This window comes from Pseudescherichia sp. (assembly GCF_031998825.1).
In the GTDB taxonomy this organism is placed as follows: domain Bacteria; phylum Pseudomonadota; class Gammaproteobacteria; order Enterobacterales; family Enterobacteriaceae; genus Pseudescherichia.
This window is the reverse complement of sequence record NZ_DAMACX010000009.1, coordinates 83951-108669: the sequence shown is the minus strand read 5'-3', so window position 1 is coordinate 108669 and position 24719 is coordinate 83951. Positions and strand designations below refer to the sequence as shown.

Here is a 24719-nt window from a genome sequence, read left to right as displayed (position 1 = left end):
CCGCAAAGGCTTTCCCGGGCACTGGAAGTTTTTTTCATTTCGGGTAAAACTTTAACGGAACTGACGCAAACGTCAGGAGAAGCTCTGCCGTATCAGGTGCATCAGTTCGCCATCGCCCCGGCGAGCCGTGAACTGCTCCATCAACGAATTGAGCAGCGTTTTCATCAGATGTTGGCTTCAGGTTTTGAAGCAGAAGTGCGGGCGCTTTTTGCCCGTGGAGATTTGCATACGGACATGCCTTCCGTTCGTTGTGTGGGATACCGCCAGATGTGGTCATATCTTGAAGGCGAGATCTCATATGAGGAAATGGTTTATCGAGGTGTTTGCGCGACGAGACAGTTAGCGAAACGCCAGATAACCTGGCTTCGCGGTTGGGAGGGCGTTCACTGGCTAGACAGTGAAAAGCCGGAACAGGCGCGAAATGAAGTATTACAGGTTGTTGGTGCTAACGCAGACTGAATGTGTACAATTACATCGGATCGTGCGCAAAATTTTACGCAGTTTTCAGGACCTTCGGGTTCAAAGTACAAAACAAGCATATAAGGAAAAGATAGAATGGCTAAGGGGCAATCTTTACAAGACCCGTTTCTGAACGCGCTGCGTCGGGAACGCGTTCCGGTTTCTATTTATTTGGTGAATGGTATTAAGCTGCAAGGTCAAATTGAGTCTTTCGATCAGTTCGTGATCCTGTTGAAAAACACGGTCAGCCAGATGGTCTATAAGCACGCAATTTCTACTGTTGTCCCGTCGCGTCCGGTTTCTCATCACAGTAACAACACCGGTGGCGGCACCAGTAACTATCACCATAGCAGCAACGCGCAGGGTTCTTCTGCATCACAACAGGACAGCGAAGAGACCGAATAAGGTTTTTTGCTGTTTTCCATGTCGGGGAGCCTGGTGTTCCCCGCTGGTATTCTAAGAGGGTTTACGCTTGTTTGACCGTTATGATGCCGGTGAGCAGGCGGTGCTGGTACACATCTATTTTTCGCAAGACAAAGATATGGAAGATCTCCAGGAGTTTGAATCCCTGGTCTCTTCAGCTGGCGTCGACGCAATGCAGGTGATTACCGGTAGCCGTAAAGCACCGCACCCCAAATATTTTGTTGGTGAAGGTAAGGCAGTTGAAATAGCGGACGCCGTAAAAGCATCGGGTGCATCGGTTGTGCTTTTTGATCATGCCCTAACCCCAGCCCAGGAACGAAACCTGGAGAGACTGTGCGAGTGTCGTGTTATCGATCGCACCGGTCTGATTTTAGACATTTTTGCCCAACGTGCACGTACCCATGAGGGGAAATTGCAGGTTGAGCTGGCGCAGCTGCGCCATCTGGCCACGCGACTGGTGCGCGGCTGGACCCACCTTGAGCGTCAGAAGGGCGGGATTGGTTTACGCGGTCCGGGTGAAACCCAGCTCGAAACCGACCGTCGTTTACTGCGTAACCGTATCACCCTGATCCTCTCGCGCCTTGAGCGCGTTAGCAAACAGCGCGAGCAGGGGCGTCGGTCGCGCGCGAAAGCGGATATCCCCACGGTATCGCTGGTCGGCTATACCAACGCCGGTAAATCGACGCTGTTTAACCAGATCACTGAAGCGCAGGTCTATGCTGCGGACCAGCTGTTTGCCACGCTGGATCCCACCCTGCGCCGCATTGACGTCGCCGACGTCGGCGAGACCGTGCTGGCAGATACGGTAGGCTTTATCCGCCATCTGCCGCACGACCTGGTGGCCGCTTTTAAGGCGACCCTGCAGGAGACGCGCCAGGCCACGCTGCTGCTGCACGTGATCGATGCTGCCGATCTTCGCGTCCAGGAAAACATTGAGGCGGTGAATACCGTTCTCGAAGAGATTGACGCTCATGAGATCCCGACGCTGTTGGTGATGAACAAGATCGATATGCTGGACGATTTTGAGCCGCGTATTGACAGGGACGATGAAAACAGACCGATTCGGGTTTGGCTGTCAGCGCAAACCGGGGTGGGTGTACCACTGTTATTTCAGGCGCTAACCGAGCGTCTCTCCGGGGAGGTGGCCCAGCATACGCTGCACCTGCCTCCGCAGGAGGGGCGGCTAAGAAGCCGATTTTATCAGCTTCAGGCGATAGAAAAAGAGTGGACGGAGGAGGACGGCAGCCTGGGTCTGCAAGTTCGTCTGCCGATTGTTGAATGGCGTCGCCTCTGTAAACAAGAACCTGCATTGGTTGACTACGTAGTCTGACCTGGCGGCTTGCCTGAAGACTTTTCCCCTCCAGGGGATAACGAATAACAAATATGGAGCACATACATGGCGTGGAACCAGCCCGGTAATAACGGACAAGACCGCGACCCGTGGGGAAGCAGCAATAATCAAGGCGGCAACTCTGGGGGAAATGGAAATAAAGGCGGTCGCGATCAGGGGCCTCCTGATTTAGATGATATCTTCCGCAAGCTGAGCAAGAAACTGGGCGGCTTTGGCGGTGGGAAAGGAACCGGATCGGGCGGCGGCACCTCCGCACCCGGCCCACGCAGCCGCATGGGTGGCCGCATTGTCACCATCGTGGCGGCGGCAGTCGTCATTATCTGGGCGGCCAGCGGTTTCTACACCATTAAAGAGGCGGAGCGCGGCGTTGTAACCCGTTTCGGTAAGTTCAGTCATCTGGTAGAGCCGGGCCTGAACTGGAAACCGACCTTTATTGATGACGTCACGGCGGTAAACGTTGAGTCGGTACGTGAGCTGGCGGCCTCTGGCGTGATGCTGACCTCTGACGAGAACGTGGTGCGCGTTGAGATGAACGTTCAGTACCGTGTAACCGATCCTGAACGCTACCTGTTTAGCGTGACCAGCGCCGACGACAGCCTGCGCCAGGCCACCGACAGCGCCCTGCGCGGCGTGATCGGCAAATACACCATGGACCGCATCCTGACCGAAGGTCGTACCGTTATTCGTAGCGATACCCAGCGTGAGCTGGAGGAGACTATTCGTCCGTACAACATGGGTATTACCCTGCTGGACGTCAACTTCCAGGCCGCACGTCCGCCGGAAGCGGTGCAGGCCGCGTTTGACGATGCCATTGCCGCCCGTGAGAACGAGCAGCAGTCGATTCGTGAAGCCGAAGCTTACGCCAACGAAGTTCAGCCGCGTGCGAACGGCCAGGCGCAGCGTATCCTTGAGGAAGCGCGTGCCTACCGCACCCAGACTATTCTGGAAGCGCAGGGTGAAGTGGCGCGCTTTGCCAAGATCCTGCCGGAGTATAAGGCTGCCCCGGAAATTACCCGCGAGCGTCTCTATATCGAAACCATGGAGAAAGTGCTGAGCCACACCCGCAAGGTGCTGGTTAACGATAAAGGCGGCAACCTGATGGTTCTGCCGCTGGATCAGATGCTGAAAGGCGGCGCGCCTGTGGCCAAGAGCGATACCAGCGGGGCGAATAACCTGCTGCGCCTGCCACCTGCGTCAAACACCAGCAACAGCACCAGTAACGCACCGTCTGCTGGCCAGGGTGACATCATGGACCAACGCCGTGCTAACGCACAGCGTAACGACTACCAGCGTCAGGGGGAATAACGATGCGTAAGTCTGTAATTGCGATAATTATCATCGTGCTGGTAGTGCTCTACACCTCAATCTTTGTGGTGAAAGAGGGCGAGCGCGGTATCACGCTGCGCTTCGGTAAAGTGCTGCGTGACGATGAAAACAAACCACTGGTCTTTACGCCGGGCCTGCACTTTAAGCTGCCGTTTATTGAGACCGTGAAAACGCTGGATGCGCGTATCCAGACCATGGACAACCAGGCCGATCGCTTTGTAACCAAAGAGAAGAAGGACCTGATCGTTGACTCCTATATCAAGTGGCGCATCAGCGACTTCAGCCGCTACTACCTGGCAACCGGCGGCGGTGACGTCTCCCAGGCCGAAGTGCTGCTGAAACGTAAGTTCTCTGACCGTCTGCGTTCAGAGATCGGCCGTCTCGACGTTAAGGACATCGTGACCGACTCCCGTGGTCGTCTGACCCTGGAAGTGCGCGACGCGCTGAACTCTGGCTCTGCCGGCACGGAAGATGAAGTGGCAACGCCTGCGGCGGATGACGAAATTGCTAAAGCAGCCAAACGTATTACGGCGGAAACGAACGGCAAGGTGCCGGTCGTGAACCCGAACAGTATGGCCGCGCTGGGTATCGAAGTGGTGGATGTGCGTATCAAGCAGATCAACCTGCCGAGCGAAGTCTCTGAGGCGATCTACAACCGTATGCGCGCCGAGCGTGAAGCGGTTGCTCGTCGCCACCGTTCACAGGGCCAGGAAGCAGCAGAAAAACTGCGCGCAACGTCGGATTACGAAGTAACCAAGACGCTGGCGGAAGCCGAGCGTGAAGGACGTATCCTGCGCGGTGAAGGCGATGCCGAAGCGGCTAAGCTGTTTGCCGACGCGTTCAGCCAGGATCCGGACTTCTATGCCTTTATCCGTAGCCTGCGCGCCTATGAGAGCAGCTTCCAGAGCAATCAGGACGTGATGGTGCTCAGCCCGGACAGCGACTTCTTCCGCTACATGAAGACGCCGGGAACGGTTACTCGCTAAGTCCGCAGTCGTCACTACGCTAATCAAACCACCGTCATCCTCAGGAGACGGTGGTTTTCTTTTGAAGGAAGCATAATGAACTCCACCATTTGGTTGGCGCTAGCCTTAGTTTTGGTGCTGGAAGGGCTGGGTCCGATGCTCTATCCGCGTCTGTGGCGACGCATGATCGCCTCCCTCGCGCTGCTGCCGGATACTATTTTACGCCGTTTTGGCGGGGGATTAGTGGTTGCCGGAGTCGTGATCTACTATATGTTGAGGAAAACGATTGGCTAGAGAAATAGCACGCAGATTGGCCGAAATTTGCCGACAAAAAGTGCTGATTATCAGAAAAAGCGATGGTAGAATCCTTTTTTAAGCAAACGGTGATTTTGAAAAATGGGTAACAACGTCGTCGTACTGGGCACCCAATGGGGTGACGAAGGCAAAGGTAAGATCGTCGATCTCCTTACTGAACGTGCTAAGTATGTGGTTCGCTATCAGGGCGGTCACAATGCAGGCCACACTCTCGTAATCAACGGTGAAAAAACCGTCCTCCATCTTATTCCATCAGGCATTCTGCGTGACAATGTGACCAGCATCATCGGTAACGGTGTGGTGCTCTCTCCTGCTGCGCTGATGAAAGAGATGAAAGGCCTGGAAGAGCGTGGTATTCCGGTACGCGAACGTCTGCTGCTCTCCGAAGCTTGCCCGCTGATCCTCGACTATCACGTTGCGCTGGACGTGGCGCGTGAAAAGGCGCGCGGCGCGAAAGCGATCGGCACCACCGGTCGTGGTATCGGCCCGGCTTACGAAGATAAAGTGGCCCGTCGCGGCCTGCGCGTTGGCGATCTGTTCGATAAAGAGACCTTTGCTACCAAGCTGAAAGAGGTGATGGAATATCACAACTTCCAGCTGGTGAACTTCTACAAAGCCGACGCCGTTGACTACCAGAAAGTGCTGGACGATGTGATGGCAATTGCCGACATCCTGACCGGCATGGTGGTGGACGTCTCCGATCTGCTGGACCAGGCGCGCAAGCGTGGCGATTTCGTCATGTTTGAAGGTGCGCAGGGTACGCTGCTGGATATCGACCACGGTACCTATCCGTACGTGACCTCCTCCAACACCACCGCCGGTGGCGTGGCGACCGGCTCCGGCCTGGGTCCGCGCTACGTGGACTACGTGCTGGGGATCATCAAAGCCTACTCTACCCGCGTAGGTGCTGGTCCGTTCCCGACCGAACTGTTCGACGACATCGGCGAGTTCCTCTGCAAGCAGGGTAACGAGTTTGGTGCAACCACCGGTCGCCGCCGTCGTACCGGCTGGCTGGATATCGTTGCGATTCGTCGTGCAGTGCAGATCAACTCCCTGTCCGGCTTCTGCCTGACCAAGCTAGACGTGCTGGACGGCCTGAAAGAGGTGAAAATCTGCGTAGCTTACCGTCTGCCGGACGGCCGCGAAGTGACTACCACGCCGCTGGCCGCTGACGACTGGGAAGGTATCGAGCCGATCTACGAAACCATGCCGGGCTGGTCTGAAACCACCTTCGGCGTGAAAGCGCGCAGCGGCCTGCCGCAGGCGGCGCTGGACTACATCAAGCGCATTGAAGAGCTGACCGAAGTGCCGATCGATATTATCTCTACCGGTCCTGACCGTTCTGAGACGATGATCCTGCGCGATCCGTTTGACGCGTAATGTGATGTGACTTTGCCCGGCGGCGCTCTGCTAGCCGGGCCTACGTGCCCTCTTTTGCCTCCTCTGTTCAAATAAATTAGCTGCCTACCTTCATCGCGAGTTATTTAAGGTATAGTTAGTGTCATTGCGGCTATCCCGCGTTTTTCCCTTTATCCTGAGGTTGATGTGCAGTTAACGAGTTTCACCGATTACGGATTGCGTGCCCTGATCTATATGGCGTCGCTACCGGAAGGGCGAATGACCAATATCTCTGAAGTGACAGCAGTGTACGGGGTCTCCCGCAACCACATGGTCAAAATAATCAACCAGCTCAGCCGGGCAGGCTACGTCGCGGCGGTCAGAGGGAAAAACGGCGGCATTCGTCTGGGCAGACCGGCCAATACCATCCGCATTGGTGACGTTGTGCGCGAGCTGGAACCGCTTGCGCTGGTGAACTGCAGCAGCGCATTTTGCCACATTACCCCTGCCTGCCGTCTGAAGCAGGCACTCTCTAAGGCCGTGGACAGTTTTCTGATGGAACTTGATCGCTACACGCTGGCCGATTTGGTTGAAGAGAATCAACCGCTGTATAAATTATTACTGGTGGAGTAAGAGAACGCTCTGCCAGAGCTGACAACGGAGGAACCGCTATGTCACATGATCCTTTCCAGGAGCGCGAAGCTGAGAAGTACGCGAACCCTATTCCCAGCCGCGAGTTCATTCTCGATCACTTATCAAAACGCGAAAAACCGGCTAACCGCGAAGAACTGGCGCAGGAACTCAATATTGAAGGCGAAGAGCAGCTGGAAGGGCTGCGCCGCCGCCTGCGCGCCATGGAGCGTGACGGGCAGCTGGTCTTCACCCGCCGCCAGTGCTACGCCCTACCGGAACGTCTCGACCTGCTTAAGGGGATAGTCATTGGCCACCGCGACGGCTACGGCTTCCTGCGCGTCGAAGGCCGCAAAGACGACCTCTACCTCTCCAGCGAGCAGATGAAAACCTGCATCCACGGCGACCAGGTGCTGGCCCAGCCGCTCGGCTCCGATCGTAAAGGACGTCGTGAAGCGCGCATCGTGCGCGTGCTGGTGCCAAAAACCGGCCAGATCGTTGGCCGCTACTTTACCGACGCAGGCGTGGGCTTTGTGGTGCCGGACGACAGCCGCATGAGCTTCGATATCCTTATTCCGCCGGAAGAGATAATGGGCGCGCGGATGGGCTTCGTGGTAGTCGTCGAACTTACCCAGCGCCCGACGCGACGCACCAAAGCCATCGGTAAGATCGTTGAGGTACTCGGCGATAACATGGGTACCGGCATGGCGGTCGACATGGCCCTGCGCACCCATGAGATCCCCTACGTCTGGCCGCCTGCCGTTGAGCAGGAAGTTAGCGGCCTGAAGGAGGAGGTCCCGGAGGAGGCGAAAGCCGGACGCGTTGATCTGCGTAACCTGCCGCTGGTCACCATTGATGGCGAAGACGCCCGTGACTTTGATGACGCGGTCTACTGCGAGAAAAAACGCGGCGGCGGCTGGCGTCTGTGGGTAGCCATTGCTGACGTAAGCTACTATGTTCGCCCAGGCACCGCCCTGGATGACGAAGCGCGCAGCCGGGGTACCTCGGTCTACTTCCCGTCGCAGGTCGTACCGATGCTGCCGGAAGTACTCTCTAACGGCCTCTGCTCCCTCAACCCGCAGGTTGACCGCCTCTGTATGGTCTGTGAGATGACTATCTCGGCGAAAGGGCGCTTAACCGGCTACAAATTCTACGAAGCGGTGATGAGCTCCCATGCACGCCTGACCTATACCAAGGTGTGGCACATGCTGGAGGGTGACCAGGAGCTGCGTGAGCAGTACGCACCGCTGGTGAAGCACATTGAAGAGCTGCATACCCTCTATAAAACGCTGAACCAGGCGCGGGAAGAGCGCGGCGGTATCTCCTTTGAGAGCGAAGAGGCGAAGTTTATCTTCAACGCCGAGCGCCGTATCGAGCGCATCGAGCTGACCGAGCGTAACGACGCCCACAAGCTGATTGAAGAGTGCATGATCCTCGCCAACATCTCTGCCGCCCGCTTTGTCGAGAAGGCAGAAGAACCTGCGCTGTTCCGTATTCACGACCGCCCGACCACCGAAGCCATTACCTCGTTCCGCTCGGTGCTGGCCGAGCTGGGTCTGGAGCTGCCAGGCGGCAACAAGCCGGAGCCGCGGGACTACGCCGCGCTGCTGGAGTCCATCGCCGATCGTCCCGACCATGAGATGTTGCAGACCATGCTGCTGCGCTCCATGAAGCAGGCGATCTACGATCCAGAGAACCGGGGCCACTTTGGTCTTGCGCTACAGTCGTACGCCCACTTTACCTCGCCGATCCGTCGCTACCCGGATCTCTCCCTGCACCGCGCCATCAAGTACCTGGTTGCGAAAGAGCAGGGGCTTAAGGGTAACAGCACGCCGTCAGGCGGCTACCACTATCCGATGGAAGCGGTCCTGCAGCTGGGCCAGCACTGTTCGATGGCTGAACGCCGCGCCGACGAAGCGACCCGCGACGTTGCCGACTGGCTGAAGTGCGACTTTATGCAGGATCACGTGGGCAGCAACTTCCAGGGCGTGATCGCCAGCGTCACCGGCTTTGGCTTCTTTGTGCGCCTTAACGAGCTGTTTATTGACGGCCTGGTACATGTCTCCTCGCTGGATAATGACTACTATCGTTTCGATCAGATCGGTCAGCGCCTGATTGGCGAATCCAGCGGCCAGACCTACCGGCTGGGCGATCGCGTCGAAGTACGCGTCGAAGCGGTAAACATGGACGATCGCAAAATCGACTTTGCCCTGATCTCCAGCGAGCGCGCCCCGCGTAACGTCGGCAAGACCGAACGCGAACGTGCTAAAAAAGGTGCTGCGGGTAAACCCAGCGGCCGCCGTCGCCAGGTCGGTAAAAAAGGTAACTTTGAGCCGGACAGCGAGTTCCGCCGTGAAAAAGGCAAAGGCAAAAGAAAAGGCACCGACGGCGCACAGCCGAAGGTGAAGAAAGAGAAAGCCCCGTCGGCAAAAGCCCCGTCGGCGAAAACGCAAAAAATAGCCGCCGCGACAAAAGCAAAACGCGCGGCAAAAAAGAAAACCGCTGAGTAAGATTATTAATCCCCTTTATTCGTAAAGGGGGTTTTTTTATTTCTACCGTTAGCTAATTTCCGGCAATCGATATTTTTTATTTGTTCTTAGCCCCCAAGCCCGCCTGTGTATAGTAGCTGCATAATTGTTAAATATCTGATGCGTTAATTCGCAAGGAGCTATTATGCATCTGGCACGTTTCCCACGACTTTCACTGGGCCATTTTCCGACCCCGCTTGAACCTTTAGAAAATCTCTCAGCCTTGCTGGGCGGGCCGAAAATATGGATTAAGCGCGACGATGCAACCGGCCTTGCTACCGGCGGAAATAAGACCCGTAAGCTTGAATTCCTGCTGGCCGACGCGCAGCAGCAGGGCGCTGACGTGATTATTACCCAGGGCGCTACCCAGTCCAACCACGTGCGGCAGACCATCGCCGGCGCGGCGAAGCTCGGCCTGCCAGCCAAAGTGCTGCTGGAGAAGCGGGTCACCGACTTTGGCGAAGATTATCAGCGCTCCGGCAACGTGTTGTTGGATGAGCTGCTCGGCGGCGAAATCGTCGCTCATCTGCCGGGCGGTACCGACATGCAGCAGGCCATGGATATCTACGCCAGCGAGCTGCGCGAGAAGGGCCACCGCCCCTACGTTATCCCTGGCGGCGGCTCTAACCCCATCGGCGCGCTGGGCTACGTTGCCTGCGCCGAGGAGCTTCTCTACCAGTCTTCCCAGCTGCGCCTGCGTATCGATCACGTTGTCCACGCTACCGGCAGCACCGGCACTCAGGCCGGGCTGGTCGCGGGCTTCCACGCCACCCACAGCCACGTTCCGGTCCTCGGCATCAGCGTGCGTGCGCCGAAGGCGAAGCAGGAGGAGAACGTCTGGAATCTGGCCTCCCGCACCCTTGAGCTGCTGGATGTGCCGGGCGAGCTGCCGCGTGACGCCGTGGTGGCTAACAGCGACTACGTCGGCGAAGGCTACGGCCTGCCGACCGAAGGGATGCTGGAGGCGCTGCGCCTGCTGGCGCGTCACGAGGGTATCCTGCTGGATCCGGTCTACTCCGGCAAAGGCTTTGCCGGGCTGGTGGATCTGATCCGCAAAGGTCACTTCCGCAAGGATGAGAACGTGGTGTTCATCCACACCGGCGGCTCTGCCGGGCTGTTTGGCTATCGCCAGGTGCTGGAAAAATGAAACCGTTTTTGTTAGGCGTTCTCGGCGGCATGGGGCCGCTGGCGACGGTCGACTTTATGGCGAAGCTGCTGGCAGCGACGCCTGCGACCAGCGATCAGCAGCAGATCCCGGTCGTTGCCTGGAACGTTCCGCAGATTGCCGATCGGCAGAAGGCGCTGGCCGGGCTTGGCCCGTCGCCGCTGCCGCAGCTGCTGAACGGGATCGAAAAACTTAACGCCGCCGGGGCGAGCCATATTGCGATCCCCTGCAATACTGCTCATCACTGGTATGACGCCCTGAGCAAAGCCAGCGATGCGCCGATCCTGCATATCGTTGAGGCAACCCTCGGACGTATCGCTGAGCGTGCGCCGACGCGCGTCGGGGTCATCGCGACCCACGGCACGCTGGCGGCGGGCTGGTTCCAACAGGGGCTGGAGCGCCTTAACGTTACCCCGGTGCTGCCTGGCGAGCAGGAGCTGGAGAGCTGGTTTGTTCCCGGCTGCTACGCGGTCAAGCGCGGTGCGCTGCGCGAGGGTGGCGAGCTGCTCTCTCTTCAGGCCCAGGCGCTGGTTGAGCGGGGCGCAGAAACGCTCATTCTTGCCTGCACTGAAGTGCCGGTGGCGCTGGACGCCATCGACTCCCCCTTTCTTGATCACGCCATCGATCCTGCCCAGGCGCTGGCGGAGCGATGTTCGGCCCTCTGGCAGGAATATCGTTAATCTCTTCACTCTCTAACAGGATAAATAAAATGAAAAAAAGTCTCTGCATATTACTGGCAGCGGGTAGCTTGTGGACAAATATGACCTGGGCCGCCTCACCGGAAGAGGTGCGTGTCGCCTATAGCGGCGGTTCGCAGGTATTAATGCTGGCGAAAGCCGACGGCTCGCTGGATAAAGCGTTAAACAGCAAAGTGAAATGGGTGCAATTTGCTTCCGGCGCGGATGCGCTGAGCTATTTCGCCAGCAACGCCATCGATATTGCTAATTTCGGATCCAGCCCGGCTACCGCGGGCGTGGTGCGTAAATTACCCGTAGAGATTATTGGCGTCTCCGGGGTGATTGCCAGCTACGAGCGCTTAATTGGCAAAGATGGCATTACTAACATTAAGGACATCGAAGGGAAACGCGTGGCCTATCCGCCAAACTCTACCGCGCAATACGCGCTGGAGGCGGCAATTAGCGTCAATAAGCTCGACCGCAGCAAAATTACCCTGCTGCCGCTGCGCCCGGCTGAGATGGTCGCCGCATGGAAGCGGGGCGATATAGACGCAGGCTACGTCTGGGCCCCGTTTGCCCAGGAGCTGGAGTCCTCCGGCGGTCATCAGGTCTTTGCCACCAAAGATCTGCAGAAAGATGGCTACCTGATCTACAACAACTACGTGGTGCGTAAAGCCTTCGCTGAGCAGTATCCGGAAACCGTCAGCGCCTTCCTGCGCGTGCATCAGGAGAAGGTCAACGAGTTCAAGAAGGATCCTGAGCGTGCGGCAGCCATCGTGGCAAAAGAGGTGGGTGCCCCGGTGACTACCGCAGCTAACACCCTCGGCGGCCTGGAGTACCCCACCCTGGCCGAGCAGGGCACGGCAGCCTGGCTGGGCAACGGCACCCAGACCACCGACAGCGGGATCGGCAAGGCGCTGAGCAAAACCTCCAGCTTCCTCGCCGGCATTGGCGAGATCCGCAAGCGTGACATCCCAGCCAGTTGGGATGCCGCGATCAACTCCGAATACATTCGTAAAGCGGCGGTAGCAGCGCAATGAGATTGAGTCAGCACATCGCCATCAGCGTTGCATCGGTGGCGATCTTTTTTGCAATTTGGCAGGTGGCGGCCACCCGGCAGTGGGTGGATCCGCTTCTGCTGCCGTCGTTAACCGATATCGGTTTAACCACGGAAGAGCTGCTGGCGGACGGTTACCGTCAGGTGCCGCTCTGGGAGCATGTGATGGTGAGCCTGGCCAGGGCGCTGAGCGCCTTCGCCGTGGCGATTGTGATTGGCATCCCGCTCGGGCTGCTGATGGGCCTCTCCAACGGTCTGTCGGCAGTGCTAAACCCCTTCGTCCAGTTTCTGCGCCCGCTGCCGAAGATTGCCCTGATCCCGCTGGCGGTGGTGTGGCTTGGCATCGGCGAAGCCTCAAAGTTCTTCCTGATCTTCATCGCCACCTTCCTGAGCGTGGTGGTGGGGGCCAGCGCGGCGGTTGAGCGCATCGGCCGGTCACGCATCCGCGTCGCCCAGACGCTGGGCGCGACGAAAGGGCAGATTTTTCTGCGCGTGGTGCTGCCGGACGCACTACCGGAGCTGTTTACCACCGTCAGGCTATCGATTGGCATCGGCTGGACCTCGCTTATCGCGGCGGAGATGGTAGCCGCCAGCTCGGGCCTCGGCTGGATGGTGATCAACGCCAGCTCCTACCTGCGCACCGATATTGTGATGCTGGGCATTCTGTTGCTCGGCGGGATTGGCTATCTGCTGGATCTTCTTCTTTTGGGCCTGCAACGCCTGTTTGTGCCCTGGGCGGGGAAAGAATAATGGCTGTACAGATTGCGCTGGAGAATGTCTCTCTCCAGTTTGCGGCAAAACCGCACCCTTTTACCGTTCTTGAGGATATCTCCCTCTCCTTGCAAAAGGGGGAGTTTGTGGTGCTGCTGGGGCCGTCGGGCTGCGGCAAATCCACCATCCTCAACCTGGTGGCAGGCTTTAACCAGCCCGACAGCGGGCGTGTGCTGTGCGGCGGAGAACCGGTGCGCCAGCCCGGCCCGTCGCGGGGAATGATCTTCCAGCAGCCGAACCTGTTTCCGTGGCTGTCGGTGCTGGATAACGTCACCTTTGGTCCGCGTCTTGGCAAGCATAACCGCGACGAGGTCAACGCGCAGGCGCGGGAGTGGCTGGCTCGCGTTGGGCTGAGGGGGTTCGAGAACCATGCCCCCTGGCAGCTCTCCGGCGGTATGAAGCAGCGCGTGGCGCTGGCTCGCGCCTGGCTGCCTGGTCCCGAGGTGCTGCTGCTTGACGAGCCGTTTGGTGCGCTTGATGCCCAGACGCGCCTGATGATGCAGGAGCTGCTGCGCAACGCCTGGCTGGCAACGGAGACCACGCTGCTCTTCGTCACCCATGACGTGGAGGAGGCGCTGTTCCTCGCCGATCGCATCCTGATCATGTCGGCAAAACCGGGAAAAATCGTCGAAGAGGTGACCCTGCCGTTTGGCCGTGAACGCGATATCGAAAATCTGGCGGCGCATCCGCTGTACGGCGAGATTAAACAGCACGTTCTGCACCGCGTCCGCCAGGAGGCAAAGCGCCATTTTTAGTTAATCCGTGGTTCCCGGTGTCGGGAATGAATCGACTGTCATCAACACAAGGTGGAAGCAATGAGCATTAGCGAATTAAAAACCCGGCTGGAACAGAGTATTCACCAACACCGCGACGAATATATTGCGATCTCGAAAGATATTCATGCGCACCCGGAGACCGGGAACAACGAGTACTATGCCAACGGTCTGCTGACGGCGCTGCTGGCGAAAAATGGCTTCGAGGTCACCTCGAACGTGGCCGGACATGAAACGGCATTCTATGCGGTGAAAGAGAGTGGCAAACCGGGCCCGACCATCGCCTACCTGGCGGAGTACGATGCCCTGATCGATATCGGTCACGCCTGCGGGCATAACATTATTGGCGTGACCAGTATCGCCGCGGCGATCGCCCTGAGCGAGACCCTCGACCAGACCGGCGGCAAGGTGGTGGTGCTGGGCACCCCTGCGGAAGAGGGCGGCCTGCGCGGCAAGGGCGGGCCAAACGGCAACGTCAAAGCCCGCTTCGTTGAGCACGGTTTTCTGAAGGATGTTGATGCAGCGATGATGGTCCACCCCGGCGGCAAAACGCAGCTAACTGGGCCATTTTTAGCTAACAACCACCTCTATTTCCACTTCTACGGCAAGCCCTCCCATGCGGGCAGCTCGCCGCACAAAGGGGTTAACGCCCTGGATGCGCTGGTGCTGCTCTATAACGGCATTAGCGTGCTGCGCCAGCAGCTGCCTGACGGCGTGCGCGTGCACGGCATCATCACCAACGGCGGTCAGGCCCCGAACGTGATCCCGGAGTACGCCTCCGCGCACTACTACATCCGGGCTGAAACCCGCGAGGCGGTGGAAGCCCTGGAGCCGCGTCTCCGCGCCATTGCCGAGGGCGTTGCCATCGCCACCGGTACCACGGTCAGAATCGAGCACCAGGTTGGCCCCCGCGACTTTAATATTAACCACACGCTGAACAACCTCTTCCTCGAAGAGTTTACCGCTGTAGGTGAGCAGGTCGATCTGCGCCAGAAAGAGGGCAAAGGCTCTACCGACGTAGGCGATATCAGCCATGCCGTGCCTACCGCGCATCCGTCGATCAAGATTGGTCCCGACGATCTGATCGGTCACACCGTCGCCTTCCGCGAAGCCGCTAACTCCGAGCAGGGCTACGATGCGCTGGTCACCGGGGCAGTGGTGCTGGCTAACGCGGGCCTGCGCCTGCTGACTGAGCCGACGCTATTGCAGGCGGCGAAAGACGAATTTGCCGGGCGTAAATCCACCCCATACGCTGACAGAACGTTGACCGGAGCCGCTGCTGAATGAAAAACGTGTTCTCTGCCGCCGCACTGTTGCTGGCGGCCTCTTTACCCTGGGAAAGCGCGCTGGCTGAAGCCGTAAACCGCAACGCCACGCTGAACATCGCCTATGGCAACCGGCCCGGTACGCTGGATCCTTACTTAACCACCAACAACGCCACTTCGGACGTGGATCGCCACATCTTTGAAGAGCTGTTCACCATCAACGATAAGTTTGAGCCGGTGCCGGATTTGGTGGCGTCGTACACCCTGAGCGACGATCGTAAAACCTATACCTTTGTGCTGCGCGACGGCGTCCGCTTCCATGACGGGCAGCCGCTGACGGCAGACGACGTGGTTGCCTCAATGAGCCGCTGGCTGGCGGTCTCCACCCAGGGAAAAGCTAACCTCCCCGGCGCGGTCTTCAGCAAGGTCGACGATAAGACCGTGCACCTCGTCCTTCCTGAGCCGTCGCTAATTACGCTTAACGTGCTGGCCGATGTGAAGAACATTGCGGCGATCATGCCTAAACGTCTTATTGATGAGGCGAACAGCAGTAAAAAGCCGGTCAGCGAACTGATCGGTACCGGTCCCTATAAGCTGGCGGAGTTTAAGCAGGGCGAGTATCTGCACCTGACCCGCTACGATGGCTATAGCGCCCGCAGTGAGCCGGCCAGCGGTCTCTCCGGCCAGAAGCAGGCCAACGTGAAGGATATCTGGTTCCGCTACATTACCGATGAGTCAACCCGGCTGGCGGGGGCGATGACCGGCGAGTACGACCTCGTCTTTAACCTGCCGAAGGACAATATCGACGCCCTGAGCAGCGCCCCGGACCTCTCCCTGGCTCAGCCCGAGAGCGGCGGATCGCTGATTACCTATCTCTTCAACAAGCAGCAGGGACCCTTTGCCAACGTTAAGCTGCGCCAGGCGTTTAACCTTGCTCTCGACGTCCATCAGACGCTGCTGGCAGGCTACAGCGATCCGCGCTTCTTTAAAGAGGATCCCTCTCTGGGCTTCCCTAACCAGGTCGACTGGTACAGCGACGCGGGCAAGCCGTTCTGGAATCAGCATAAGCTCGACGAGGCCCGCCAGCTGGTAAAGGCGTCCGGCTATAACGGCGAAGAGGTGGTGATCATCGCCACCAAAGAGTATGCCGAGCTCTATAACCTGGCGATTGTCGCCCAGCAGGTACTCAAGCAGATCGGCGTCAAGTCGCGCCTCGACGTCTACGACTGGCCGACCGTATTGCAGCGCCGCCAGGATCCGAAAAACTTCGATCTCTGCGCGCTGGAGTTCTCGATGCGACAGGTACTGCACCAGTATCCATTCCTCGACTCGCGGGCCAAATTCCCAGGGCTGAGCAACAGCCCGGAGATTGACGGCGTGCTGGATGCGATCAAGCAGGCTCCGTCGCTAAAAGAGGCGAAGCCGCTGGTGGACAAGCTCCACGTGCTGACCTGGCAGTATCTGCCGGTGATTGTGCTCGGCCATACCACGCCGGAGCCGGTTGCTATTAAGAAAAACGTTAAGGGGTACCACGACCTGATTGGTCCGGTGCTGTGGAACGTCACCGTCAGCCAGCCCTGAGTGGAGTAACAGCCGATGAAGTGGTTTCTGTTTCACCGGATCATGGCGCTGCTGCCGGTGCTGTTCGTCGTCTCGCTGGTGGTGTTCTGCCTGGTGCACCTTGCGCCGGGCGATCCGGTGATGGTGATCCTTGGCAACGACGCCAGCCCGCAGGATATCGCTGCCCTGCGTCAGCAGATGGGTCTCGACAGGCCGCTGCTGGTGCAGTTTGTCAGCTGGTTCAGCGCAGTGCTCTCCGGCGATCTGGGCCACTCGCTGTTCCTCAACGCCAGCGTTAGCGAACTGTTTTTGCAGCATCTGGCCCCGACGCTGGCGCTGGCTCTCTATGCCCAGGTGATTGCGCTGGTGCTCGGCCTAGCGAGCGGGGTGATTAGCGCCTGGCAGCACGGACGCGTTGCCGATCGGGCGATCCGCGCCCTCGCGACCTTTGGCATGTCGGTGCCGGGCTTTCTGCTCGGTCTGTTTCTGATCTTCTTTTTCGCCGTCCAGCTGCGCTGGTTCCCGGTAGTGGGCTACCGCTCTACTAATGACGACTGGCTGCAAAACGTCTGGTATCTGACGTTGCCCGCCATCGCGCTGGGGTTTCGCATTGCGGCGCTGATCTCCCGCATGACCCGCGCCGTGATGCTCGATGTGTTGCAGGAGAACTTCATCAACACCGCCCGGGCGAAAGGGGTGCCGGAGCGAACGGTGCTGTTGCGCCATACCCTGAAGAATGCCCTGATCCCGGTGCTGACCATCTGCGGGGAGTCCTTCGCCTCGCTGGTGACCGGCACCATCGTGATTGAGAGCGTGTTTGGTATTCCTGGCGTCGGCTCGCTGATCGTCGATTCTATTGAGCGGCGTGACTTCACCGTGATCCAGGGCGTCGTACTGCTGATCACCGTCTGCTACGTGCTGATTAACCTGGCGGTGGACGTGCTGAGCTATGTGGTCGATCCGCGCCTGTCCGTTGAGGGAGGGGAAGGGGCATGAAAAATCGTAAGCTGCTGCTGTGGTGCGGCGTGCTGGCCGCCATTGTGCTGCTCTCGTTCTGCGGCAGCCTGTTTAGCCCGTGGGATGCCTACAGCATCGATCCGCTGAGCCGTCTGAAAGCGCCCAGCGCTGCGCACTGGTTCGGCACGGATAACTTTGGCCGCGATCTTTTTGTGCGCGTGGCGCTGGCGGTGCGCGTCTCGTTGAGCGTCGGCGCGGCGGTGGCGCTGATTGCCGGGGCTGTCGGCATGGTCATTGGTCTGCTGTGCGCCTGGTATCGGCCGCTGGACCGCATCCTGATGCGCGTCTGCGACGGCCTGTTTGCTTTTCCGTCGCTGCTGCTGGCAATTGCCATCGTCGGCGTGCTCGGCCCCAACGTGGCGAACGTGGTGCTGGCCCTGTCGCTGGTCTACGTTCCGTCCATTGCCCGGGTGATCCGCGGCGCAGCGATGGTGGTAAAAGAGAAAAACTTTATTGAAGCGCTGCGCGCCCAGGGGGCAACTTCCGGGCGCATCGTCTGGCTGCATCTGCTGCCCAACGTCATCTCCCCGCTGATTGTGCAGGTGACGTGGGTCTTTTCGGTAGCCATCCTGACCGAGGCGGCGCTGAGCTTTCTCGGATCCGGCGTGCCTGCGCCGACGCCAAGCCTCGGCAACCTGCTGCTGGAGGGCAAAGCGGTGATCTTTACCGCGTGGTGGATGACCTTCTTCCCCGGCATCGCCATCGTGCTGCTGATTCTGGCCCTCAATATTGTGGGTGACGATCTGCGCGACAGCGCCGAGCCGGGCCTCAGACCGCTGCCTGGGCGCGTGCTGCGCCTGCTGAAAAAGGGAGAACAGCATGGTTAATCCCCCGCCGCTGCTTGACGTTAATAATCTGCGGGTCAACTTTGCCACGCCGCAGGGGGTGGTCTCTCCGGTGCGCGGCGTCTCCTTTAGCCTTCATCAACAGGAGACGCTCGGCATCATCGGTGAATCCGGCTGCGGTAAAAGCGTGACTGCCCAGGCGCTGATGGGCCTGCTCTCCCCGCGCACCAGCCGCACCGACGGCGAGGTAACCCTCAACGGCACGCGGCTGGACACCCTCTCAGCGAGGGCGAAACGCCAGCGCTGCGGCCGCGACATGGCGATGATCTTTCAGGATCCGCTCTCCAGCCTGAACCCGGTTTTTACCATTGGTTTTCAGATCGACGAAAGCCTGAAGCTGCATACCTCGCTGGATCGTTCCGCACGGCGGGAGAAGATCCTTAGCCTGCTGGCCCAGGCGGGGATCGCCGATCCGGCGCGCTGCGCGAACGCCTATCCCCATGAGCTATCCGGCGGCATGCGCCAGCGGGTGATGATCGCCATCGCCATCGCCAGCGCCCCCTTGCTGCTGATTGCCGATGAGCCGACTACTGCCCTCGACGCCACGATCCAGGCGCAAATTCTGCGCCTGCTGGAGGCGATCAAGCAGCAGTCTGCGATGGGCATCGTGATTATCACCCACGATCTTAGCGTCGTGGCGCAGCTGTGCCAGCGGGTGGTGGTGCTCTATGCCGGGCAGGTGGTAGAGGAGTGCGACGTCAGCACGCTATTCCACCGCCCGCGTCACCCCTATACCCAGGCGCTGCTGGCCGCGCGGCCGTCGCAGGATCGCGTCCCGAAAACCCGGCTGGCGGAGATCCACGGCAGCGTGCCGCCCCTTAACGCTCTGCCGCCAGGCTGCACCTTTGCCGATCGCTGCCCGCTGGCGACGGAGACCTGCCGCAGCCAGCCGCCCGCGCTGCGTGCTATCGACAGCCGAACGCATCAGGTGCGCTGCTGGCGGGCAGAAGAGACCGGAGTCAATGTATGAGCCAACCCCTGTTAACCGTAGAGCATCTGTCGAAAACCTTTTCCCGCCGCGGGCATAGGGTCCAGGCGGTGCAGGACGTAAGCTTTACCCTCAACGCCGGGGAGACCTATGCCCTGGTGGGGGAGTCCGGCAGCGGTAAGAGCACCACCGGACGCTCGATTCTGGGACTTACGCCTGCCTCGGGCGGACGCGTGGAGTTTGCCGGGCATTCGCTGCTCGATCTTAATCCCCGCCAGTGGCGGGAGATGCGCAGGTCGATCCAGATGATTTTTCAGGATCCGCTCTCGACGCTCGATCCCAAGCGCACGGTGGGCTACTCCATCGAGGAGCCGCTGATCATTCACGGAGAGAAGGATGCGGCGCTGCGCAAAAAGGCGGTCGCCACTATGCTGGCGCAGGTGGGACTGAGGGCGCACGACGCCGGGCGCTATCCCCATGAGTTTTCTGGCGGCCAGCGCCAGCGCATCGGCATTGCCCGGGCGCTGATCCTGCGGCCAAAGCTGATTATCTGCGACGAGCCGGTATCGGCTCTGGATGTCTCTATTCAATCGCAGATCCTTAACCTGCTGATGGATCTGCAACGCGAGTATGGCCTGGCCTATCTGTTTATCTCCCACGATCTTAACGTCGTGCGCCACATCGCCGATCGGGTGGGGGTGATGTATCAGGGACGCATCGTGGAGGAGGGACCCTGCCTGGATCTCTTTGCTCGTCCGCGGCACGAGTATACCCGCTACCTGCTGGACGCCATTCTGCCCGCCCATCCGCCGGAAAAGCGTGCGCTGGTAACGGCGAGGACGTAACGGGAAGGGACGCTGGGGGGCGTCGTGGGTTATAATGGGGCGGACAGACCCTTTTAACCTCGATCGAGTACCCTTCATGAGTGAAATGATTTATGGCATCCACGCGGTGCAGGCACTGCTGGAACGCGCCCCGGAGCGCTTTCAGGACGTTTATATTCTGAAAGGACGTGAAGATAAACGTCTGATGCCGCTGATCCATGCCCTGGAAGCCCAGGGCGTGACTATCCAGGTGGCGAGCCGCCAGTTTATGGATGAAAAAAGCGAAGGCGCGGTGCACCAGGGGATCATTGCACGGGTGAAGCCAGGGCGTCAGTATCAGGAGAACGATCTGCCGGATCTGATCGCCAGCCTCGATCGCCCCTTCTTCCTGATCCTTGACGGCGTGACCGATCCGCATAACCTCGGGGCCTGCCTGCGCAGCGCCGACGCTGCTGGTGTCCATGCGGTGATCGTTCCGAAAGACCGCTCGGCCCAGCTGAACGCCACCGCGAAAAAAGTGGCCAGCGGCGCAGCAGAGAACGTGCCGCTGATCCGCGTGACCAACCTGGCGCGTACCATGCGTCTGTTACAGGAAGAGAACATCTGGATCGTCGGCACGGCGGGCGAAGCGGATCACACCCTGTTCCAGAGCAAAATGACCGGCCCGATGGCGCTGGTGATGGGCGCAGAGGGCGAAGGTATGCGTCGTCTGACCCGCGAGCACTGCGACGAGCTGATCAGCATCCCGATGGCGGGCAGCGTCTCCTCCCTGAACGTCTCCGTTGCAACGGGCATCTGCCTGTTTGAAGCGGTCCGCCAGCGCGGCTAAGCTTCACCGTTAACCTGACCACCCTGCGGGGTGGTTTTTTGTGACCCCTGCTGCGGTCGAAGATTTCTCTCTGTGCATACTGAGTGGCACTGCCATTGAACAGGGGGAGAGAGTATGCGCTGGCAAACCCACACCGTTTTCAATCAACCCATTCCGCTCAACAACAGCAACCTTTTTCTTTCCGATGCCTCGCTGCGCGACGCCGTGGCCCGTGAGGGCGCTAGCTGGGATGCGGAGCTGCTTGCGAGTATTGGGCAGCAGCTTGGCACCGCAGAGTCGCTGGAGCTGGGACGGCTGGCGAACGCCAACCCGCCGGAGCTGTTGCGCTACGATCCCACCGGCGAGCGGCTTGACGACGTGCGCTTTCATCCAGCGTGGCATCTGTTGATGCAGGGGCTGTGCGCCAACCGCGTCCACAACCTCGCCTGGGAGGAGGAGGCCCGCGCCGGGGCGTTTGTCGCCCGCGCGGCGCGCTTTGTGCTCCACGCCCAGGTTGAGGCGGGCACCCTCTGTCCTGTCACTATGACCTTTGCCGCCACGCCGCTGCTCCAGCAGGCGCTGCCTACGATTTTTCAGGAGTGGCTCAAACCGCTGCTGAGCGATCGCTACGACGCCCATCTGGCCCCAGGCGGGCAGAAGCGTGGCCTACTGATCGGCATGGGGATGACGGAAAAGCAGGGCGGCTCGGACGTGCTCAGCAACACCACCCGGGCAGAGCCGCTGGCGCGCAAAGGCAGCGGCGAGGCCTACCGGCTGGTGGGCCATAAATGGTTTTTCTCCGTGCCGCAGAGCGACGCCCACCTGGTGCTGGCTCAGGCGAAGAGCGGTCTCTCCTGCTTTTTCGTGCCGCGCTTTCTGCCCGACGGCACGCGCAACGCCCTGCGCCTTGAGCGCCTGAAAGATAAGCTCGGCAACCGCTCCAACGCCAGCAGCGAAGTGGAGTTTTTAGATGCCACCGGCTGGCTGTTGGGGGAGGAGGGGGACGGCATCCGGCAGATCCTCAGGATGGGCGGCCTGACGCGCCTCGACTGCGCTCTGGGCAGCCACGGCCTGATGCGCCGGGCCTTCTCCGTTGCGCTCTACCATGCCCACCAGCGGCAGGCGTTTGGCAAGCATCTGGTCGATCACCCCCTGATGCGCGACGTACTCTCCCGCATGGCACTGCAGCTGGAGGGGCAGACGGCGTTTCTGTTCCGCCTGGCCCGAGCGTGGGAGAGCCGGGAGAGCGTGCAGGAGACGCTGTGGGCGCGCCTGTTTACGCCGGTAGCGAAGTTCGCGGTATGCAAGGCGGGGATCCCCTTTGTTGCCGAGGCGATGGAGGTGCTGGGCGGCACGGGCTACTGTGAGGATAACGAGCTGCCGCGCCTCTATCGCGAGATGCCGGTCAACAGCATCTGGGAGGGATCGGGCAATATTATGTGTCTGGACGTCATGCGGGTACTGAGTAAGCAGTTCGGCGTGATGGAGCTGCTGAGCGACACCTTTGGTGAGGTAAAAGGTCAGGATCGCCACTTCGATCGTGGCTGGCGACGGCTGCTGCAGCGGCTGCATCGGCCGCAGGAGGCGCAGGCTCGGGAGATTACCCAGCAGCTCTACCTGCTGGCCGCCGGGGCGCAGCTGCTGCGCCACGCCTCACCGCCTGTCGCCCAGGCCTGGTGTCAGACCATGCTGGATACCCGCGGCGGCGCGCTGCTTAGCGCCCAGGTGCAAAATGACCTGCTGCTGCGCGCCACGGGCGGGGTGGGTTAAAGGCGGAACAGGCTGACCAGCTGCTTCAGGTGCGCGCCCTTTTCCTGCAGAGTCTGGGCCGTCTCTTCGCTACGGGAAACGCGCTCGGCGTTAACATGGGTTGCATCACCAATGTGAGTCATCGCCAGGTTTACCTGATTGATCCCTGCCGACTGCTCGTGAGAGGCGTGATTAATCTCCGTTACCAGCTGGTTGATATTGCTCATGTGGTCGATGATCGACGTCATTGCCTGGCGCGTCTGCTCGGAGAGAGTGTGCCCTTCGGTGACCTTTTGCAGGGTATCGTCGATCAGCGCCTCAATCTCTTTTACGGCGTTAGCGCTGCGGGCAGCAAGGGCGCGAACCTCCTGCGCTACCACGGCAAAGCCCTTGCCATGCTCCCCGGCACGGGCGGCTTCAACCGCGGCGTTCAGGGCGAGAATATTGGTCTGGAAAGCAATGGATTCAATTACCTGTGTGATATCCGCGATGCGCTGGGAAGCGCTGCGGATATCGTTCATGGTGGCTACCGCGCGTCCCACCGTCTGCCCGCCGCTCTGCACCGCCTGTGAGGTTTCATTCACCAGGTGCTGTGTCTGCTCCATGCTGGCGGCATTTTGCTGCACGGTGGCGGCAAGCTGCTCCATGCTGGCGGAGGTCTCCTCCACGCTGCTCGCCTGCTTGTTGATCTGCTCGCTGATTTCGCTGCTGTCCGCCGCCAGCGCGTTGGTGGCGAAGTGGATATCCCCCGCCGCCTCGCGAACCTGCTGCACCATGTTTTGCAGGCCGTTGCCGATACCGTTGATAGCGTGGATCAGCTGGCCCACCTCATCCTGGCGCGTCGACGTCAGAGAGGCGCGCAGATCCCCGGAAGCATAGGTCTGGGCAAGGGCTGTCACCTCGCGCAGCGGGCGCGTCAGCCAACGGCGGGTGATGATGACAAACAGTGCGGCAAAGAGCAGGGAGACCAGCACGCCGGCAATCAGGAACTGATTGCGCAGGCGGGTAACATCCTGCAGCAGCACGGCTTTATCCACTTCGCCGACAATCGTCCAGTTCCAGCCGGGCAGGGCAGTCCAGGAGACCAGCATCGTACGGCCATCCTTGCTTTTACGCTCCAGCGTGCCGGAGGCCAGGGTCAGCAGCTGATTTTCGGACTCTTCGCCCCACTGCGGACGCTGTCCCTCTTCACTGGCGTGGAACAGCCAGGTGCCGTAGTTTTTACCAGCGCTTCGGTTCAGCACAAAGAAGTGACCGCTCTCGCCCAGCCGACGCTGTAAGATCTTGTCACGCATAATGTCCCAGGAGTGGGTGATATCCACCCCCACGAACAGGATGGCGATGGTCTTTCCGCTGGCATCCTTCACCGGCTGGTACTGAGTGATATAGCGCTTGCCAAACAGCTGCGCGAGTCCGCGGTAAATATCGCCATGCAGCACGGGAGCCAGCGCTGGACTCGAGCTGTCCAGCTGCGTACCGATGGCCCGCTCGCCGTCCTCTTTACGCAGGGAGGTCGCCACGCGTACAAAGCTATCGCCGTTGCGCACGAACAGCGTCGCAATCGAGCCGGTGCGCTGGAAGAAGTCGTCCGGGATAGCGTTATTTTCGTGTAGCTCCGTCTCGCCGCCTTTCAGCAGAGGAACGGTGAGGCCGTTAATGGTACGGGTCTGTGTTGCGTCGAGGGCGACTGGCTGGGGAATAAAGGTACTGAACTGGCGAGTATAGCGCTCAACCTCTTCGCTGAGGCTGCTGCTAAACATTTCGACCATATCGGCCACGCCGGTAGCCTGGCTATGCAGATCTTCAACAGCCAGCGCTTCAAGCTGCTGGCTTGCTTTGTGGCTCATCAGCGAGGTAAACAGCAGAAAGAGTGCTGCGACGCTGACGCCCGTCAGCAACGAAAGCTTTGTGCCTAAACCAGCACGTCGAATAAGAGCGTTCATAG

23 protein-coding genes are annotated in these 24719 nt (G+C 59.7%); 22 read left to right on the top strand and 1 reads right to left on the bottom strand.

Going from position 1 to position 24719, the window contains the following annotated elements; all coding sequences use genetic code 11:
* The 22 genes from miaA to RTP97_RS06605 all read left to right on the top strand — a co-directional run.
* On the top strand, positions 1-459 hold a 459-nt coding region (gene miaA / locus RTP97_RS06710; protein ID WP_312412102.1), incomplete at its 5' end, for a tRNA (adenosine(37)-N6)-dimethylallyltransferase MiaA.
* Between the two features lie 96 nt (positions 460-555).
* A complete protein-coding gene (gene hfq / locus RTP97_RS06705; protein ID WP_042388550.1) occupies positions 556-864 on the top strand; it encodes an RNA chaperone Hfq in 309 nt (102 codons plus the stop codon).
* Positions 865-931: 67 nt separating this feature from the next.
* A complete protein-coding gene (gene hflX / locus RTP97_RS06700) occupies positions 932-2212 on the top strand; it encodes a ribosome rescue GTPase HflX (RefSeq protein ID WP_312412100.1) in 1281 nt (426 codons plus the stop codon).
* Positions 2213-2278: 66 nt separating this feature from the next.
* Entirely contained in the window at positions 2279-3538 is a 1260-nt protein-coding gene (hflK, locus tag RTP97_RS06695; protein ID WP_312412097.1) for an FtsH protease activity modulator HflK, read from the top strand.
* A 2-nt stretch (positions 3539-3540) separates the two neighbouring features.
* Entirely contained in the window at positions 3541-4545 is a 1005-nt protein-coding gene (hflC, locus tag RTP97_RS06690) for a protease modulator HflC (protein ID WP_312412095.1), read from the top strand.
* 75 nt (positions 4546-4620) lie between these two features.
* Complete coding sequence (locus RTP97_RS06685) at positions 4621-4818, top strand: DUF2065 domain-containing protein (RefSeq protein ID WP_103818641.1); 198 nt, start codon at positions 4621-4623, stop codon at positions 4816-4818.
* A gap of 102 nt (positions 4819-4920) precedes the next feature.
* Positions 4921-6219 carry an adenylosuccinate synthase gene (locus tag RTP97_RS06680; protein WP_312412092.1) on the top strand — a complete coding sequence of 433 codons (1299 nt, stop codon included), beginning with the start codon at positions 4921-4923 and terminating at the stop codon, positions 6217-6219.
* Positions 6220-6384: 165 nt separating this feature from the next.
* On the top strand, positions 6385-6810 hold the full coding sequence (nsrR, locus tag RTP97_RS06675) for a nitric oxide-sensing transcriptional repressor NsrR (protein WP_312412089.1): 426 nt from the start codon (positions 6385-6387) through the stop codon (positions 6808-6810).
* 38 nt (positions 6811-6848) lie between these two features.
* Positions 6849-9317: a ribonuclease R gene (rnr, locus tag RTP97_RS06670; protein ID WP_312412087.1), complete on the top strand. Its 2469-nt coding sequence runs from the start codon at positions 6849-6851 to the stop codon at positions 9315-9317.
* A 163-nt stretch (positions 9318-9480) separates the two neighbouring features.
* Positions 9481-10482, top strand: a complete 1002-nt coding sequence (locus tag RTP97_RS06665; RefSeq protein ID WP_312412085.1) for a D-cysteine desulfhydrase — start codon at positions 9481-9483, stop codon at positions 10480-10482.
* Positions 10479-11180 (top strand): amino acid racemase, encoded by a 702-nt coding sequence (locus tag RTP97_RS06660; RefSeq protein ID WP_312412083.1) that lies wholly within the window; start codon positions 10479-10481, stop codon positions 11178-11180. The genes RTP97_RS06665 and RTP97_RS06660 overlap by 4 nt, the downstream gene beginning before the upstream one ends.
* A gap of 29 nt (positions 11181-11209) precedes the next feature.
* Entirely contained in the window at positions 11210-12217 is a 1008-nt protein-coding gene (locus RTP97_RS06655; protein ID WP_312412080.1) for a glycine betaine ABC transporter substrate-binding protein, read from the top strand.
* Positions 12214-12984, top strand: a complete 771-nt coding sequence (locus RTP97_RS06650; RefSeq protein ID WP_312412077.1) for an ABC transporter permease — start codon at positions 12214-12216, stop codon at positions 12982-12984. Before RTP97_RS06655 ends, RTP97_RS06650 begins: the two co-directional genes overlap by 4 nt.
* Positions 12984-13760: an ABC transporter ATP-binding protein gene (locus RTP97_RS06645; protein WP_312412074.1), complete on the top strand. Its 777-nt coding sequence runs from the start codon at positions 12984-12986 to the stop codon at positions 13758-13760. Before RTP97_RS06650 ends, RTP97_RS06645 begins: the two co-directional genes overlap by 1 nt.
* A gap of 60 nt (positions 13761-13820) precedes the next feature.
* Positions 13821-15065, top strand: coding sequence for a M20 family metallopeptidase (locus RTP97_RS06640; protein ID WP_312412070.1), 1245 nt, complete (start codon positions 13821-13823; stop codon positions 15063-15065).
* Entirely contained in the window at positions 15062-16624 is a 1563-nt protein-coding gene (locus RTP97_RS06635) for an ABC transporter substrate-binding protein (protein ID WP_312412067.1), read from the top strand. Before RTP97_RS06640 ends, RTP97_RS06635 begins: the two co-directional genes overlap by 4 nt.
* 15 nt (positions 16625-16639) lie before the next feature.
* The gene (locus RTP97_RS06630) at positions 16640-17599 is read left to right on the top strand and encodes an ABC transporter permease (protein WP_312412064.1); all 960 of its coding nucleotides are present in this window, start codon (positions 16640-16642) and stop codon (positions 17597-17599) included.
* On the top strand, positions 17596-18447 hold the full coding sequence (locus RTP97_RS06625) for an ABC transporter permease (RefSeq protein ID WP_312229520.1): 852 nt from the start codon (positions 17596-17598) through the stop codon (positions 18445-18447). The genes RTP97_RS06630 and RTP97_RS06625 overlap by 4 nt, the downstream gene beginning before the upstream one ends.
* On the top strand, positions 18440-19435 hold the full coding sequence (locus tag RTP97_RS06620) for an ABC transporter ATP-binding protein (RefSeq protein ID WP_312412061.1): 996 nt from the start codon (positions 18440-18442) through the stop codon (positions 19433-19435). The genes RTP97_RS06625 and RTP97_RS06620 overlap by 8 nt, the downstream gene beginning before the upstream one ends.
* On the top strand, positions 19432-20238 hold the full coding sequence (locus RTP97_RS06615) for an ATP-binding cassette domain-containing protein (RefSeq protein WP_312412058.1): 807 nt from the start codon (positions 19432-19434) through the stop codon (positions 20236-20238). The genes RTP97_RS06620 and RTP97_RS06615 overlap by 4 nt, the downstream gene beginning before the upstream one ends.
* An 85-nt stretch (positions 20239-20323) precedes the next feature.
* On the top strand, positions 20324-21046 hold the full coding sequence (gene rlmB, locus RTP97_RS06610; protein ID WP_268109384.1) for a 23S rRNA (guanosine(2251)-2'-O)-methyltransferase RlmB: 723 nt from the start codon (positions 20324-20326) through the stop codon (positions 21044-21046).
* 114 nt (positions 21047-21160) lie between these two features.
* A complete protein-coding gene (locus tag RTP97_RS06605; protein ID WP_312412056.1) occupies positions 21161-22795 on the top strand; it encodes an isovaleryl-CoA dehydrogenase in 1635 nt (544 codons plus the stop codon).
* Here RTP97_RS06605 and RTP97_RS06600 read toward each other — a convergent pair.
* On the bottom strand, positions 22792-24717 hold the full coding sequence (locus RTP97_RS06600) for a Cache 3/Cache 2 fusion domain-containing protein (RefSeq protein ID WP_312412054.1): 1926 nt from the start codon (positions 24715-24717) through the stop codon (positions 22792-22794). The genes RTP97_RS06605 and RTP97_RS06600 overlap by 4 nt on opposite strands.
* Between the last annotated feature and the right edge of the window lie 2 nt (positions 24718-24719).